The 16,602-nt window shown below is 67.5% G+C and carries 4 protein-coding genes; 1 reads left to right on the top strand and 3 read right to left on the bottom strand.

The window, feature by feature from the left end; all coding sequences use genetic code 11:
- Together A5705_RS22145 and A5705_RS22140 are read right to left on the bottom strand one after the other, a co-directional pair.
- On the bottom strand, window positions 1–3,218 hold a 3,218-nt coding region (locus A5705_RS22145; RefSeq protein WP_156763193.1), incomplete at its 3' end, for a non-ribosomal peptide synthetase.
- A 5-nt stretch (window positions 3,219–3,223) separates the two neighbouring features.
- Window positions 3,224–3,454, bottom strand: coding sequence for an MbtH family protein (locus A5705_RS22140; protein ID WP_067882742.1), 231 nt, complete (start codon window positions 3,452–3,454; stop codon window positions 3,224–3,226).
- A gap of 881 nt (window positions 3,455–4,335) precedes the next feature.
- On the opposite strand from A5705_RS22140, the gene A5705_RS22135 reads away from it, so the two are divergent.
- The gene (locus A5705_RS22135; protein WP_156763192.1) at window positions 4,336–5,265 is read left to right on the top strand and encodes a class I SAM-dependent methyltransferase; all 930 of its coding nucleotides are present in this window, start codon (window positions 4,336–4,338) and stop codon (window positions 5,263–5,265) included.
- 161 nt (window positions 5,266–5,426) lie between these two features.
- On the opposite strand, the gene A5705_RS22130 is transcribed toward A5705_RS22135, so the two are convergent.
- The gene (locus A5705_RS22130) at window positions 5,427–16,469 is read right to left on the bottom strand and encodes a type I polyketide synthase (RefSeq protein ID WP_068280030.1); all 11,043 of its coding nucleotides are present in this window, start codon (window positions 16,467–16,469) and stop codon (window positions 5,427–5,429) included.
- Window positions 16,470–16,602: the final 133 nt, after the last annotated feature.

Below are 16,602 nucleotides of genomic sequence, written 5' to 3'. Positions count from 1 at the left end.
GTCTGGTTGAACTGGTCCACCGGACCCTCGACGCTGTGCAGCCAGCGGATGATCGGGGTCGCGGCCACCGGGCCCAGGCCGTCGTCGACCACCTGGGCGCCGTCGGCCACCCCGGCCACCCGGGCCAGCCGGGCCACGGTCTGCTCGACGAAGATGTCGCGGGGCCGGCACAGCACCCCGGCGGCCCGCGCCCGCGCCACCACCTGCATCGACAAGATGCTGTCCCCACCCAACTCGAAGAACGACTCGTCCACCCCGACCCGCTCCAACCCCAGCACCTGGGCATAGATATCGGCCAAAATCTCCTCGACCGCGTCCGCCGGGGCCCGGTACCGATCCACGTCCTGGTACTCGGGTGCCGGCAGCGCGCGGGTGTCCAGCTTGCCGTTGACCGTCAACGGCAGCGCCTCCATCGCCACCACCGCGGACGGCACCATGTAAACGGGCAACCGCTCGGCCATGGCGGCACGCAACTGAACCGGATCCGCCGTCCCGGTCACGTAGCCGACCAGGCGTTTGTCGCCGGGGCGGTCCTCGCGGGCGATCACCACCGCCTGCTCCACCCCGTCCAGGTCGTTCAACGCCGCCTGCACTTCGCCCAACTCGATGCGATACCCACGGATCTTGACCTGCTCATCGGCCCGACCCAGGTAGCGCAACTGCCCGTCGGCACCCCAGCACACCAGATCCCCGGTCCGATACATGCGCGCCCCGGGCCGACCGAACGGACACGCCACAAACCGCGTCGCGCTCAACCCCGCCCGGCCCACATACCCATACGCCACCCCCGCACCGGCCACATACAACTCCCCCACCACACCGGCCGGCACCGGCTGCAACCACCCATCCAGCACGAAAAACCCCAGATGGGCCAACGGCACCCCGATCGGACTGACCACGCCGTCCACATCGCCGGCCACAATCTCGCGGAACGACGCATGCACCGTCGTCTCGGTGATGCCATACATATTGATCAACCGCGGCGCACCCGCATGGCGCTCAAACCACGACCGCAGCCGCTGCGGCTCGAGCGCCTCCCCGCCGAACACCACCGCCTCCAGCGACAGCTGGTCCCCTACCTCCGGCTGCGCCGCATCGGCGGCCTGCAACGCATAAAACGCCGACGGCGTCTGACTCAACACACCGACCCGCTCGGCCACCAACAAGGCCAGCAGATCCTCCGGCGAGCGCACCACCACATCGGGCACCACGACAACCCGCCCGCCATACAGCAGCGCCCCCCAGATCTCCCACACCGAGAAATCGAACGCCAGCGAATGGCACTGCGACCACACCCGCCCCGCCAACCCCATGTCGGCGTCCAGGGTCTCCAACAGCCGCGTCACATTGCGATGCGGAACCGCCACCCCCTTCGGGGTCCCCGTCGTACCCGACGTGTAGATCAGATAGGCGATATCGTCCGGGGCGGGCAGCGGCAGCCCGGGTGGAAGTCCGCCATCGGCAGCCGGGACATCATCGACATCGACAACCAGCAGATCGCAGCCCTCGAGCCGCGGACGCAGCTCGCCGGTGGTGATCGCGGCGACCGGCGCGGCGTCCTCGAGCACGAACCGCATCCGCGCCTCGGGCACCGCCGGATCAATCGGCACATAGGCCGCCCCGGTCTTCACCACCGCCAGCATCGCCACCACCGCCCGCGCCGAGCGCGGCAACAGCAACGCCACCCGCTGCCCCGGACCCACCCCGTGACCCATCAACACCCGCGCCAAGCGGTTGGCCGCCTCGTCGAGCTCCCGATAGGTCATCGACCGGCCCGCAAAGCTCACCGCCACGGCATCGGGCACCCGCGCCACCTGCGCGGCGAACACCGCCGGAATCGCCGCCGACGCCGTCAACGACTGGGTCAACACCACGCGGTTACCCAACCCGTCGAGCCGGGCGCGCTCACCGTCGTCGAGCACCTCGATAGCGGACAACCGCCCGGCGGGGTCGGCGGCCATCGCCACCAGGATCCGCTGCACCCGTGCCGCCAGATCGGAGACGACGGCGTTCGAAAACGGCCCGCCGGCGCCCGCTGTGCTGAGGAAAAGCTGGTCTCCGGCCCCGGAGAAGATCAACGCGAAATCACCCACCTGGCCGGGATTGGTGAATGACGCCGATGCTTCCACGCCGGCAAAGTCCATCGTCATTTTCGACGGCATGAAATTGACGCTCACCCTGTCGGCCGTGCGCTCCGAGCCGCGGGGGTTTGCTTTGCGTTCCAGCGCATGCACCGGGTACCGCTGATGCTGCAGCGCTTCTTGTATCCGCGCGTCGACATGTTTACAAAAGCCGGCGACCGAAGATACCGGCGAAACGCTCAACACCAACGGCACCACGCCCGAAATCATCCCGGGCAGCGTCTTTGACTCCGGACGCACCCGCCGGCTGACCGGGAAGTCGAGCACCACCTCGGATCCGTCGGCGCACCACCCACGAACCAGAAGTGCGCATGCCGCGGTGATGATCGATGATCGGGGCATGTTCCACTGGTGAGATAACTCTTGAATTCGGCGAAGGACAATGGGGTCCAATCGAACCGGCGTCGACGGCTGAGACGAGTCACCTTCGCCATCTTCCGGGGCCGGCCGACTATTCGCCCCCCTTTCCGGCGGCAGGTTCTCGGCCCAATAAGCCTGATCCTCCAGGTAATCGGCGGATCCTTCGTATTCCGACTCATAGCGGACCAAATCCTCTAATGAGCCGAAAAAAGCAGGAGGAATTGGCGCGTCGGAAACAATTGCAGCGTAGACAGTTGCAATACGGTTGGCCAGAAGCGTTATTCCCGAGCCATCTATGATTATATGGTGGAAGCATCCGAACAAGTAAAATTCATCGACCCAGGTCTGAAATAAAGCAAATTTGAACAGCGGGCCATCCGGAGGCATTGGCGTGTGTTGGATCGATAACGCCATCCGGCGCGCCTCCTGCACCGGATGACGCGAGTCGCTCAGGTCATAGAAGTCCAGCGCGACATCCGGGTGGTCGATCGCCCGCTGGAAAACCCGGCCATCCACCTCGAAGATGGCGGCCCTGGCCGGTTCGGCCTCCTGCAGCACATGGTCGATCGCCCGCTCGAGCAAATCACGCTGAATCGCGCCGTCGAACCGCACGAGCACGCCGAGCTGCCACTCCGTAGTGGAGTGGCCCGTTTCCTGAGCAAGCCAAATGTCGAGCTGACCCCGCGTCAGCGGAATTGCCCGGTCATCAAATTCCATCCGGTTTACCTATCAAACCCCTGTCCCGCTGCCAGCCTCTCGCGCAGTGTCTTCGGACGTATGTCCGGCCAGTTCCGTTCGATGTAGTCCAGACACGCAGCGCGATCGGCTTCGCCGTACACCACCCGCCAGCCGGCTGGAACGTCGGCGAAGGTCGGCCACAGGCTGTGCTGCTCCTCGTCGTTAATCAAGACGAAAAAACTGCCATCGTCGTCATCGAACGGATTGATGCTCACCGCGTCTCCAGACCATCCAACTGGACATGGGTATAACAAGTTCTAAACCATACTGGAGCCCAACAGAAGTTGTCTAAGCCTTTGCGGAATCTCGATGCCGTCTGGCGTCTGCTTACACCACCGCATGCACCGCGCGAGGTAGCGAACGTTAGGTACGGTTTACAGTTTGGGAGGCTACCTATGGTTTGCTGTCGCAACGGTTAACGGTTGAAGGATGCCCCGCGATGCGCATGCGGTTTCTGGCGGTGATTGCACAAGGCGCTGTTGGAGGGATCGCTGTCACCGTCGGCGTTCTCACCGCTGCGGTCGGCAGGCGCGTACGGAATCTGGATCGCGCTTTGCCGCCGAGACCGGGGTCCGCAACCCCGCGGGTGGCAGCTGCGCCCGTGCCTCACGCGGTTACCGCAACGATCCGCTGAGGCGGCTCTTGGCCACGACCGCACTCGGAATGGCCGGGCGGAAATCCGTGGGCGGGAAATGCCGGCCCGGTCGCGGCGCGCCGCCGATCGCCGCGGTGCCGATTGCTCGGGGGACAGGCTTTCAACGGCGCCGCAGGGGCGCGGGAACAGTGCACGATGAGCTTGGACGGGCCGCAACGACAGCGCCCCCAAGCGATCTTTCAGTTTGCAAACGCGACGTCTATTGTGAAGACGCAGAATTCAGTAAGGCAGCGCGTGGGCGGTTCGGTCCCTGATGCGAGGCTCGAGCCTAAAGGATTCAATGAGGGTGATCGGTCAGACATCGCCGCGAGCCGGAAGCTATATTCATACCTTCGGTGCCCCGTGCTCGAAGTAAGCCCCGCCCGACGCACGCGACTCGTGGAGGATGCGACATGACTGGTTCGTGCCTCGCGCCGGCATATCCTCGAATCAATATCCATCGTGACGGCACCCTATAACTCATGGGACAAAGCAAATGGTTGGGACAACGTAATGGAACATAGCGAAACTTCGGTACACGTCGAGTCGAAGGACGATTCAGAGATCGCAATGTCGGAGCACCTGGCCGACGACCTATTGTCGACGACCGCCGTCGGATGGCGCAGCTTTTATGATCTACTCAGCCGGCGCCTGGAGGCCGCGGGTGTGGCTGATTCATCGTTTTTCCTGAATTACGGATACGTTCCGACGGATTCGAACAACGAATCCGTGTTCCCCATTCGCCCGGGCACGTTCAACGCCAACTCGGTCCGGCTGGTGCTGGAGGTGCTCGGCTCACATGACCTGAATGACCGCACAGTTGTCGAGATAGGTTGCGGACGCGGCGGCAACGCCGCACTTGTCGCGGAAAAGTTCAACGCTCAAGTGATCGGCATTGACATGTCCGCGGAAGCAATCGCCTTCTGCCGCAAGACGCACGTCCGCAATCCGATAGAGTTCAAGGTCGGTAATGCGCTCGATATCCCCTTGGCGGACGGGTCCTGCGATGCCATCGTGAACGTGGAGTCATCGCATTCATACGGCAATTTGCCGAAATTCCTGAGCGAAGTGCGCCGGATTTGTCGCCCCGGCGGATGGTTCTTACATACGGACTTCCTCAGCACCGAGGACTGGGACTATGTCAGAATGCGCCTGAAGGCGCTCGGCTTTTCCACCGAAAGCGACCGCGATATCACTGCCAATGTATTGGCCTCGCGCGATCAAGCCAGTAGTAACTGGGACCAGGTTTACGGTGACGGCAATGCACGCGTCGCTAATTTCCTCGCATTACCCGGCTCCTCGATCTATGAGCAGCTGCGGGCGGGACTGTTGGAGTACAGGATCCTGAGATCTCAACTGCGGACAGAGGCGACGTCGGGCTCTCCCAGTTAGGCGGCCCGACCGCCAGTCGAAGCAATCTCCGCAAACGGTCCATCGGACGGACGCGCCCGGCCGACCCGCAGGGCGTAGCGCGCGGCACAGCCGAACCCGTCCGTGATCGGCGACCGGCCTCCGGCTATTACGCCCTTGTCGCCAGCGCGTGCGTACCCCGATCAGGCGGGCTCGTGCGCACCGACGGATTCCGCCCCGTTGGTCGAGGCCGCATCGGGAACCTGACCGGCCAGGTACTCGGCCAACGACCCGATGGTCGGATAGTCGAACACCGCGGTGGCGCTGATCGTGAACGCGCCACCGAACTGCGGAAGCAACCGGTTGCTGAATTCGACGGCCATCAGTGAATCGGTGCCCAACTCCAGGAACCGGCTGGTTGCGGCCGGCGGTTGCGCGAGCCGCAGGAAATTCTGGACTTCGTACCGCAGGTATTCCGTGAGGAAGCTGCCGCGCTCCGCCTCGGGTACCTCGTGCAGTTGCCGGAGCAACTCGCTGTCGCCGCGTGTCGCCGTGACAGCGCTCGGCAGCACATGGTCGAGCATCGCCGGGCGGGAGGCGCCCAGCCCCTTCGCGGCGCGCTGCCAATTGGCTTTGATGACGGTCGCCTGCCCGGTTCCGTGAGCGACGATCTCGTCGAGCGCGTTCAGCGCGGCCGACGGTTCCAGCGGGATCAGGCCTTGCGCGCTGAGATTGGCGCGCGCGGCGTGCGAGGTCGCCATGCCGCCCTTCGCCCACGGACCCCAGTTGATGCCGGTCGCCGGCAGGCCCTGCGCCCTGCGCTGCGCGACGAGCCCGTCGAGCACCGCATTGGCGGTCGCGTAGTTGGCCTGGCCGGGCGAACCGATCACACTCGAGGCCGAGGAGTACAGGACGAAGAAGTCAAGATCGTCGTCCTTGGTCAGCCGATGCAGGTGATAGCCGCCGAAGGCCTTGGGCGCCAACGCCTTCCGGAATCCCTCCGGGCTCTGCTGCGGCAGTAGCGCGTCGTCGAGGACGCCCGCCAGGTGGGCCACCCCCGCGAGCGGCGGCAACTCGGCCCGGATCCGCTCCAGCAGCTTTTCGACTTCCGCCTCGTCGCCAACGTCGGCGGCGAACACGTGCACCCGGCAGCGGTAACGCTCGGTGATGTCGTCGATCGCCAGCTGTGCGTCCGCGTCGGGTGCGCGGCGGCTGGTCAACACGATGTCGCCGGCACCCAGTTGGGCCAGATGGGCCGCCGTGTGCAGGCCGAGCGCACCGAGACCGCCGGTGATGAGATAGCTCCGATCCCCGCGCGGCTGCAGCGGTTTGGGCATCTCCAGCACGATCTTGCCGATGTGCCGCGCCTGCTGCATGCGACGGAACGCGGTCTTGGCCTCCGTCACCGGGTAGACCTCGGCCGCGAGCGGGGCCAGCTCGCCGCGGTCCATGCTGTCCGCCAGCTCGGCCAGCAGCTTGCCGACCCGCTCGGGTTCTTGCTCGATGGTCGCGTCCAGCGCGACGATCTCGTAGGCGATGTCGGGACGCACGGCCGCCATCCGCTCGGGGGCCCAGATGTCCCGCTTGGCGATTTCGGCGAACCGGCCACCCTGTGCGGTCGCGCGCACGGTCGCGGCGATGAAGCCTTCGTTGGTCAGGCTGTTGAGCACCACGTCGACGCCCGCACCCCCGGTGTCGGCCAGGATCTGATCCGCGAAGTCCGTAGTGCGCGAGTCGTAGACGTGTTCCACGCCCATCTTGCGCAGCGTCGCCCGCTTGTAGGCGCTGGCCGTGGCGAACACGGTCGCGCCCCGCTGCTGGGCCAGCTGGATCGCGGCCAGACCGACGCCACCACTGGCGGCGTGTATCAGCACCCGGTCACCGGGACCCACCTGCGCCCAGTCGAAGGCGAGCCGCGTCGTCAGTGCTCCAGCGGGTATGGTCGCCGCTCCCACACCGCTCACCCCGTTCGGCACCGGCGCGAGGAACTGCTGCGGCACATTGACGCGGGTGGCGAACGACCCCGGCATGAAGCCGAAGACGCGCTGGCCGACCTCGAATCCCGTTACGCCGGCGCCCACTTCGGTGACGACGCCGGACAGGTCGCCGCCGCCGATGCGCCCCGGATCGCCCGGATAGAGGCCGAGCACGTTGAGCACGTCGCGGAAGTTCAGGCCTGCCGCCTCGACGCGGATCTGGACCTGGCCCGCCGCCGGCGGCGGCACCTTCATCTCCATCAGGCGGAGGTTGTCGATCGCACCGCGTTCCGTCACATCCAGGATGTAATCGGTCGCGCGCGGCACCTCGAGATGGCCGTCGCGCGCCCACGGCAGCAGCCGCGGCACGAAGTACTTTCCTTGTCGCAGGGCGAGTTCGGGTTCGTCGGCCGGGGTGCCGAGCAGGGCGCCCAGCAGGCGCACCGCATCGTCGGCACCGTCGCAGTCGACCAGCCTGCAGCGCAGGCTCGGCTGCTCGGTGATGACGGTGCGCCCGAAGCCCCACAGCGCCGACTGCGCCGGGTCGACCGGCTCGCCGGGCTCGGTCGCGACGGCCCGCTCGGTGACGATCCACAGTCCGCCCGTGAGTTTCAGGTCTTGCTGGGCCAGCAGCGTGCGCACGACCGTGAGCAGCCGATCGATCTCGGTCTCGAGCCGCGCGGCGAATTCGGCGCTCGACTCTTCAGCATCTGGCCGCCCGGGGGCGCGCCAGACGACGCCGGCGACCGGCGCACCGCGCTCCTGGGCCTCGGCCAACTCCCGCTGCCAGCGCTCCGCGTCCGGGGCACCGTCCAGTGAGACACAACCCCGGACGTCGGCGGCCAGCTCGTCGAAACCGGCGATCAGCCAGGTGGCCTCGCCATTGCCCGCGGCGTCGCCCGCCGTCGGCGCCGGCACTTCCTCCCAGCCGAGGGTGTACAGGTTGCGGGTGGCGTCGCCGCCGAGCCCACGGAGCAACGCCTCCCGAGGCGCGCGCTTGACCGTGAAGTCGCGTATTTCGCCCAGCTGGTGACCGTCACGATCAACGAAATCGAGATCGAACGCCTGGGTCTCGCTGTCCAGACCGCCCCTCTGCCAACGCGCTCGGCAGTAGAACCGCCGTGGCATCTTGTCATGCAGCACGACCCGCCCGTACCGCAGCGGCAAGAAAAGATCGCCCAAGCCCGCGCCATCCTCGGTCGCCGCGAGCGCCGCCTCCAAGGCCGGGAAGGCGATGCCCGTGCACAGGTCCAGCAGCACCGGGTGGATCGGCTCGGTACCGAGCTGTTCGGCAAGCTCCTCGCCGATGGCGATGTCGCCGACCGCCTCACCGTCACCGGCCCACAGCGATTTGAGGGACGTGGACCAGGTGGGACCCCAGGCCAGCTCCATGTCGGCGAAGGTGTCGAACAGCTGCTGCGGGCGGGTGCGGCCCAACCGCTCGCACGCCGCGTCGATGGATTCCGTCGGCTCCAACGCGGGCTCGTCGTCACTGTCAGAGTCTCCGCTGACGATCCGACCGTCGGCGTTCAGCGACCACTCGGCGTCGCGGTCACCGTACGGGCGGCTGTGCACCTGGAACGTCCAAGCCCCGCCGTCCTCGACGGGATGCACAGTCAGCTGCACCTCCCGAGAGTTCTTGTCGGGCAGGATGATCGGTTCGTAGAAGAAGACATCGCGCACCTGGGCGGGGGTCCCGACCGCGGCAATGGCCATCGCCGCGTACGTCGCGCCGGGAACGACGACGGTGCCGTAGATGACGTGATCGGAAAGCCAGGGCTGCGACTTGACCGACCACCTGCTGGTGTAGACGGAGTCGCCGGAGGCGAGGTCCTTTGCGCTTCCCAGGATTCCGGAGGCGACGGCGCCGTCGACCGCGACGTCGGCGGTCTTGGGCCAGAAGCGACGGCGCTGGAACGGATACGTCGGCAATTCGACCATGTGGTGCGGCCGGTGGTACAGCGCGGCGAATTCGGGCCGGTGCCCGGCTACATAGGCCGCGGCCAGCGCTTCGGCCATCTGCCGCCGGGCATCGACGCCCTTGCGCAGGGAGACGACTGACCGCGGAGTGGCCGAGGAGTCCGGCCAGGCCTGCACCGCCGCCCCGGTCAGGACGGGTTGCGGACCGATCTCCATCAACACCGAGCAGCCCAGCGCCGCGACGGTCTGCACGCTTTCGGCGAACTGCACCGGCTGGCGGGAATGCCGCCGCCAATACTGCGCGTCCAGCGGGGTGTCCGCGGCGATGACCGCGCCGGTCCGGTTGCACACCAGGGGCAGCGTCGGAACGGCGAACTCGAAACCCTTTGCGTACGACTCGAACTCGTCGAGTGCCGGCTCGAGCAGCTCCGAGTGGAAGGCATGACTGGTCTCGAGCCAGGTGCAGCGGATTCCGTCACCGCCGAGTCGGCCGACAATCTGTTCCAGATCCGCGGCCGGGCCCGACAGCACGGTGTTGGGGCCGTTGTAGGCGGCGACCGAAATATGCGGAAATTCCTCGGCGATGCGCTCCACCTGCTGGGCGTCGGCGAATACCGCCACCATCCGGCCGCCCTCGGGGAGATTGCCGAACAACCGGCCGCGTTCGGCCATCAGCCGTGCGCCGTCCTCGAGGCTGAACACGCCGGCCACGCAGGCCGCCGCGTACTGGCCCACGCTGTGGCCCAACACCACGTCGGGCTCGACGCCCCACGATTGCCACAATCGCGCCAGGCCCATCTCGACGGCAAACAGCGCCGGCTGGGCGAAAGAGGTGTGCCGCAGTGTTTCTCCGGCCTCATCATCGAACAGCACCTCGAGCAACGGTCGCGGCAGCATGCCGTCGATCGCGTCGGCGCATTGCTTGACGGTGTCGGCGAAAACCGGCTCCGTGTCGAACAACTCGCGCGCCATCCCCGAATATTGGCTACCCTGCCCGGTGAACAACCACGCCGTCTTCGGCGGGTCACCGCACTCGCCGCGCATCGCACCCGGTCCCAGCCGGTTCTCGGCCAACTCGGCCAGGAGCTCACGCGCGCCCTCAACCGACTCCACAACCAGTGCGGCCCGGTGTTCGAAATGCGAACGCCCGACACCCGCCGTGTAGCAGACGTCGGTGATGTCGGCGTCTGGATGCTCCTCCAACCAGGCCCCGTAGCGCTGCGCCAACGACACCAGTGCCTGCGGTGAACGCGCCGACAGCGGCAAGACGCTGACCGGTTCCCGTTCAGCGGCCCGCTCGGTCACCGCAGCGACGTCGGGGCTGGCATCGCCCGCCGAAGCGTCCTCGGAGGCTTCGGATTTCGGCGGCGCCTCCTCGATGAGGACGTGCGCGTTGGTACCGGAGAACCCGAAGGAGCTCGTGCCGGCGCGGCGCGGCCTGCCGTTGGCATGCCACGGAAGCGGCTTGTCCACCACCCGCACCGGCAGCGAGTCCCAGGGAATGTTCGGTGACGGGTTCTCGAAGTGCAGGTTCTGCGGCAGGGCCTCGTGCTGCAGCGACAACACGACCTTGATGAGGCCGGCGATTCCGGCCGCCGATTCGAGGTGGCCGATGTTGGTCTTCGCCGATCCGATCAGCAGCGGCCGGTTCGGGTCACGGCCGACGCCGTAGGCGGCGGCGGCGGCCTGGACCTCGATCGGGTCGCCCAGCGAGGTGCCCGTGCCGTGCGCCTCGAGGTAATCGACGTCCCCGCCGACGAGACCGGCGCGAGCCAGCGCCGCGGCGATAAGCCGTTGCTGCGCACCGCCGTTCGGCACCGTCAAACCGCTTGACGCGCCGTCCTGGTTGACCGCGCTGCCGCGGATGACCGCGCAAATCTGATCGCCGTCGCGCTCGGCGTCGCTCAGCCGCTTGAGCACCAGGATCCCGCAGCCTTCGCTGCGCGCGTACCCGTTCGCGGCCGCGTCGAACGTCTTGCAACGGCCGTCGGCGGCAAGCATTCTGGCGCGCGCGGTGGCGACGATGGAGGCCGGGCTCACCAGGACGTTCACCCCACCGGCCAGCGCCATGTCGCAGTCGCCGGAATGCAGGGCCTGGCAGGCCTGATGGACGGCCACCAGCGAGGCACTGCACGCGGTGTCCACCGCCATCGCCGGCCCCTCCAGCCCCAGCGCGAACGCCACCCGGCCCGCGATGACGTTGAGCGCGTTGCCGGTGATGAAGTGGGCCTCGATGGTGTCCACCGAGTTCGCGTTCAGCAGCTGCGAATACTCGTTGGCCGCAACGCCCACGAACACGCCGGTTCGACTGCCGCGCAGGGCCCCGGGCGCATACCCGGCGCGTTCCAGGCCCTCCCACGCGATCTCCAGCATCAACCGCTGCTGCGGATCCATCCACACGGCCTCGCGCGGAGAGATGCCGAAGAACTCGGGGTCGAATCCGTCGATGCTTTCCAGGTATCCGCCGTAGCGGGTGTAGATCTTGCCCGGCGCCTCGGGATCCGGGTCGTAGTACTCGTCGACGTCGAAGCGGTCATCGGGGATCTCCCGGATCGCATCGACACCGCCGGACAGCAAGTCCCAGTACGCCTCTGGATCGGGCGCACCCGGGAAGCGACAGGCCACCGCGACGATCGCGATCGGCTCGTCCGTGCGCGTCGGCGCCGCGGTCGCTACCGGCGCCGGCTGCGCCGCCGTACCCGCGGGCGCCGGGGCGTCGAGGCTGAGGACGTCGTTGACGAGGAAGTTCGCGACGTCGGTGATGCGCGGGTAATCCATCGCCAGGGTCGACGGCAGCTCCGCGCCCACGGCCCGCTCGAGTCGGCGCCGCAGCTCGACGGCCATCAGCGAATCCATGCCGAGGTCGAAAAGCCCGGCCTCCTCGCGGATCTCCGCGGGGTCGATGCGGGTCACGTCCGCCACGGCGTCGCGCAGATAGTCCACGACGAGTTTCTTCCGCTGCTGCACCGGGGCCGCGGTGAGCCGGTCGACCAGTTGGGTGGTCCCCGCCTCTGACGGCGCCTGTGCGGACTCGGGCACCTCACGCTGCAAGTGCGTGAAGAATCCCCGCTTCCCCGCCATCTGGTAGAGCGGCAGGAAGCTGGCCCAGTCGATCTTGGCCACCACCCCGTGTGATGCGCCCTTGCTTGAAGACGCCAACAGTTCGGCCATCCCCGCCAGTGCGTCGGCAGGCGTCAATGGCCGGACCCCACGCTTGTCCAGTTCCGCGCGGGCGGCCTCGTCGGCCATGCCCGCCGCCAGCCACGGGCCGAAGTTGACGCTGATCCCCGGAACGCCCTGCTCACGCAGCCGCCAGGCCAACCCGTCCAGGAAGGCGTTGGCCGCGCTGTAGGCGGTCTGGCCACCGGCGCCCCACACCCCGGCGATCGAGGAGGTGCTGAGGAAGAAGTCCAGCTTCAAGCCGGCGGTGGCTTCGCTCAAGTTCCAAGCGCCCCACACCTTTCCGGCGAACACGCGGTCCACTTCGGCGTCGTCCAGGGCTTGCAGCGGGGTGGTGCTGATCTCGCCCGCGGCATGCACGACCCCGGCCAGCGGCGGCAGGTCGGCCCGCACCGTGGCCAGGACGCGTGCGACGTCGTGCGGGTTGGCAACGTCGGCCGTGATGACCCGGACCTCGGCGCCGGTCTCTTCGCTTATGGCATCGATGCGTTTTTGTGCGGCCTCGCTCGGTGCGCGCCGGCTGGTCAGCACCAGATGCCGGGCGCCGTGCGCCGCCAGGTATGCGGCAACTTCCAGTCCGATCGCACCCAGCCCGCCGGTCACCAGATATGTCGCGTCAGCACGCAGTGCCAGCGGTGTCGCGGCGGGCTGCCCCGCGCGGCGAGTCAGCCGAGGAACGTAGACGGCCTGGTCGCGGAGGGCGAATTGGTCATCACCGACCGGCGCCGCCACCAGGCGGTCGACCAGCCGGGACCACTGGTCCGCACCGCTGCCGGCCAGATCCGCCAGTCCGCCCCACAGCCGGGGATGCTCCAGCGCGGCGGCGCGACCGAACCCCCACAGGCAGGACTGCGCCGGCGACACCTTGTCCGCGGCGGTGACGCGTTGTGCGCCACGGGTTATCACCCAGATGGGCGCGCGCAGCTCGGCGGCGGAGGCGGCGCAGAAGAGTCGCCGAGTTCCGCTCAGGACCTGGTGCTGCATCCGCAACAGCGACTGCGTCGACGGTGCGGTGTCCGAATCCAGCGCCGCCAGATGAAGGATGCGGGTCGTTGGTTCGTCGGCCACCGCGGCGCGCAACGTGGCCGCGAGGCGCTCTTGGTCCGCGTCGGACACGGGCAGCCCGATAACGCGGTGCCGGTGCCCGCGTGCGGTCAGCGCGTCGACCAACGGCTGAACCGCGTCGGCGTCGTCGCTGATAAGGAGCCAGGCGGATCCCTTGCCGGTTTCGGTATCGGAGACGGCTGTGGACGCCGGAGCGGCCTTCTCCCAGCGGATCTCGTAACGGGCGTCGGAGACGGACTGGGCCTTGCGCTGTTGATTGTGTTGCGCGGCGAGCTGTTTCAGCAAGTCCACGGCCTGTTGATTGCCGTCGCCACCGTCCAGCAGTGCGGCGAGTTCCTCGATTCGGCCGTCCTCGAGAAGCCGGACGGTTTCGGTGCGCATGGCTTCCGTGTCGGACGCCTGGGTGGGACGCAGCCGCTGCTCGCGGAACCAGTACTGGCGATGCTGGAAGGGGTAGGTGGGCAGGTCGACCTTGCGCGCCGATCCGCGCTGGATACCGCCGAAGTCGGGCAGGTGGCCGCCGACGTAAGCGTTGGCCAGGGCTTCGGTGATCTGGCGGTGGTCGGCGGTGTTTCGACGCAACGACGGGATCGCCCGGGGCGCGGTCGCCGGGTCCGGCCATGCCCGCATCGCCGAGGCGGTGAGCACCGGCTGCGGGCCGACCTCCAGCAGCATCGTGCACCTGAGATCGGCCAGCGTGCGCACACTCTTGGCGAACTCGACCGGTTGCCGCGCATGGCTGCGCCAGTAGGCGGCGTCGAGTTTCGCACTTCTGCGGAGGGCCGCGCCGGTGCGGTTGCACACCAATGTGCGTTGTGGCGAAGCGAACTCGAACTGATTTGCGTACGCTTCGAATTCGTCGAGGACCGGATCCAGCAGGGCCGAGTGGAACGCGTGGCTGGTGTCCAGCCAGTCACAGCGCACGCCGTCGGCTTCGAGCCGGGCCACCGCCTGTTCCAGATCCTGCACGGGTCCCGACAGCACGGTGTTGGCACCGTTGTAGGCGGCAACCGACAGGCTCGGGAACTCGTCGGTCAGGCTTTCCACCCGTTCGGCGGCGGCGAACACCGCGACCATCCGCCCGCCGGCGGGCAAGCTGCCGAACAGACGGCCCCGCTCGGCCATCAGCAGCATTCCGTCCTCGAGGCTGAACACGCCGGCAACGCAGGCCGCCGTGTACTGGCCGACGCTGTGGCCCAGCACCACGTCGGGTTCGAAACCCCAGGACTGCCAGAGCCGGGCCAGGCCCAGCTCCACCGCGAACAGGGCGGGCTGGGCGTAACTGGTTTGCCGCAAGGCCTCGTCGCCTTCGGGGTCGAAAATCACGTCCAGCAGCGGTCTTTCGAGAACGTCGGCGACCGCCGCAGCGCACTGGGTCATTGTCTCGGCGAACACCGGCTCGGTCTCGAAGAGCTCCCGCGCCATGCCGGCATACTGGCTGCCCTGGCCCGTGAACAACCACGCCGTCTTTGGCCGATCGGTGCACTCCCCACGCACCAGGCCCGGGGCCGGCCGATCGTCGGCCAGCGCGGCAAGTGCCTCCCGTGCGGACTCCGTCGAATTCACGACCAAGGCGGCCCGGTGCTCGAAGTGCGAGCGCCCCACCCCTGCGGTCAGGCACACATCGGCCAACGAGGATTCCGGGTGATCGGCCAGCCAGCTCACGTATCGCTGAGCCAGCTGCACCAAGGCGGCCGGGGTGCGCGCCGACAGCGGCAACAGGCTGAAGCGCCTGTCGTCGGACGGCTCCACCGGAGCCGCAACCTGGCCCGACACAGCGGGCGCTTCCTGGACGATGACGTGCGAGTTGGTTCCGGAGAACCCGAACGAACTGATCCCGGCGATGCGGGGACGTCCATCGGATGCCCATGGCGTCGCCTCGTCCACCACCCGCACCGGAAGCCGGTCCCAGGGAATGTGCGGGGACGGCTTCTGGAAGTGCAGGTGCTTCGGCAACACCCCATGCTCGAGCGACAGGATGACCTTGATCAGACCCGCGATCCCCGCGGCGGCCTCCAGATGCCCGATGTTCGTCTTCACCGACCCGATCAGCAGCGGCCGCCCGGGGTCGCGCCCGTCGCCGAGTGCCGCACCGGCGGCCTGGACTTCGATCGGGTCACCCAGCGATGTCCCCGTTCCGTGCGCCTCCAGGTAGCCGACGTCGCCGGCCGCCACACCGGCGCACTGCAGCGCCTCTTTGATGACGCGTTGCTGGGCGACGCCGTTCGGCACCGTCAGGCCACCGGACGCGCCGTCCTGGTTGACCGCGCTGCCCCGGATCACGGCCCGAATCCGGTCTCCGTCGCGGATCGCGTCCTTGAGTCGCTTCACCACGACGACACCGCAGCCCTCGCCGCGCACGTAGCCGTCCGCGGCCGCGTCGAACGTCTTGCACCGGCCGTCCGGGGCCAGCATGTGCGCGTGGGAGAAGGTCATCGCGGTCTTCGCGCTGAGGATGACGTTCACCCCGCCGACCAGCGCGAGGTCACATTCCCCGAAGCGCAGCGCCTGGCACGCCTGGTGGACTGCCACCAGCGACGAGCTGCACGCCGTATCGACGGTGACCGCCGGGCCCTGCAGGCCCAGCCCGTAGCTGATCCGGCCCGCCCCTGCGGCCGCCGACGTCCCAATTGCCACGTACGCCTCGATCTCGGCGTAACTCAGCTGCTCCGAAATCAATCCCAGGTAGTCATGGGTGCCCAGACCCATGAACACGCCGGTCTTGGTGTTCGCCAAAGACGACGGCGCCGTTCCCGAATGCTCGACCGCTTGCCAGGCCGTCTCCAGCAGGATTCGATGCTGCGGGTCGATCAGCATGGTTTCCCGGTTGGACAGCCCGAAGAACGCCGCGTCGAACCCCGTGACGTCATCGATGAAGCCCGCGCGACGGCTCACTATCTTCCCGGGTGCATCCGGATCCGGATCGAAGAACTCGTCGACATCCCACCGATCGGAGGGCACCTCAGACACCGCATCGCGGCCGTGTTGCAGTACGTCCCAGAATTCGTCGGCATCAGCGGCGCCCGGCAGGCGCACTGCATAGCCGATTACCGCAAATCCCTCTGGCGCGTTGGCAGGATGTTCCGGGTGCTGGAGATCGGTCATTTCCGATCCCCCGTCCCCTTGGGTTGCTTGTCGTCGTTGAACACGACGAAAAAGCTGCCACTGCCGTCATCGAAGGGATTGGTGCTCAACCGTGTCTCCAGACCATCTACTCGACATAGGTATAACAAGTTCT

The organism is Mycobacterium sp. E787 (assembly GCF_001668725.1).
Classification (GTDB): Bacteria; Actinomycetota; Actinomycetes; order Mycobacteriales; family Mycobacteriaceae; genus Mycobacterium.
Note: the sequence above shows the minus strand (reverse complement) of the source record. Positions and strands in the feature narration are given on the sequence as shown.